The sequence below is a fragment of the Vibrio eleionomae genome, assembly GCF_009874545.1.
Classification (GTDB): Bacteria; Pseudomonadota; Gammaproteobacteria; order Enterobacterales; family Vibrionaceae; genus Vibrio; species Vibrio nitrifigilis.
Window position 1 is genome coordinate 1 of sequence record NZ_WEKT01000120.1, and the last position, 978, is coordinate 978.

Annotated in this window: 2 tRNA genes and 2 rRNA genes; all 4 read left to right on the top strand. The window is 43.6% G+C overall.

Annotation, left to right across the window (positions count from 1 at the left end):
* A 16S ribosomal RNA gene (locus F9817_RS23680) occupies window positions 1–94 on the top strand; the annotation flags it as partial.
* A 62-nt stretch (window positions 95–156) separates the two neighbouring features.
* Window positions 157–233: transfer RNA gene (locus F9817_RS23685), tRNA-Ile, on the top strand.
* Window positions 234–323: 90 nt separating this feature from the next.
* Window positions 324–399, top strand: a tRNA-Ala gene (locus F9817_RS23690).
* Window positions 400–732: 333 nt separating this feature from the next.
* Window positions 733–978 (top strand): 23S ribosomal RNA (locus F9817_RS23695); the annotation flags it as partial.

Consider the following 978-nt stretch of genomic DNA (forward strand, 5'->3'; position numbering starts at 1 on the left):
CTTCGGGGGGACGCTTGCCACTTTGTGGTTCATGACTGGGGTGAAGTCGTAACAAGGTAGCGCTAGGGGAACCTGGCGCTGGATCACCTCCTTAACGATATAGATTATTGCGATGAGTGTTCACACAGATTGATACGGTTTAATAGAGCACCTAGTGGGTCTGTAGCTCAGGTGGTTAGAGCGTTCGCCTGATAAGCGAGAGGTCGGTGGTTCGAGTCCACTCAGACCCACCAAAATTTCCAGTAACTGCGTTAGTTATTTCGTCGTGTAGTGAACTACACGTCCTCAATAACNGCCTTGTTTCTGAAAATTTTAACCGAGATGGGGCTATAGCTCAGCTGGGAGAGCGCCTGCCTTGCACGCAGGAGGTCTGCGGTTCGATCCCGCATAGCTCCACCATCTTTAAGCACATTTNCTTAAGTGTTCTTAAAAATGGTTTTACTTTCGTAATGAAAGAAAACACATTGCTCTTTAACAATTTGGAAAGCTGACAAAACATTCTTTTAGAATGTTTGTAAAAGTTCTCAATTATCTATCATTGATAGATAACCAACACACATTCAAGTGTTCTTGGAANTCTTNCTTTNNNAGTAAGATTGATTTTGCTTCTGCTTNTTTNAAAGCGGAGACAAAAGAAAAATTGAGTCCGGCAATATCGAGTCTGCAACATGTATAAAAATGCAGACAACCTTGGTGANTTGTTCATCAACNCAAAACTTTTTTGGGTTGTATGGTTAAGTGACTAAGCGTACACGGTGGATGCCTTGGCAGTCAGAGGCGATGAAGGACGTACTAACTTGCGATAAGCGTAGATGAGGCAGTAAGAGCCACTTGAGTCTACGATGTCCGAATGGGGAAACCCAACTGCATAAGCAGTTATCTTTANCTGAATACATAGGTTAAAGAGGCGAACCGGGAGAACTGAAACATCTAAGTACCCCGAGGAAAAGAAATCAACCGAGATTCTGGTAGTAGCGG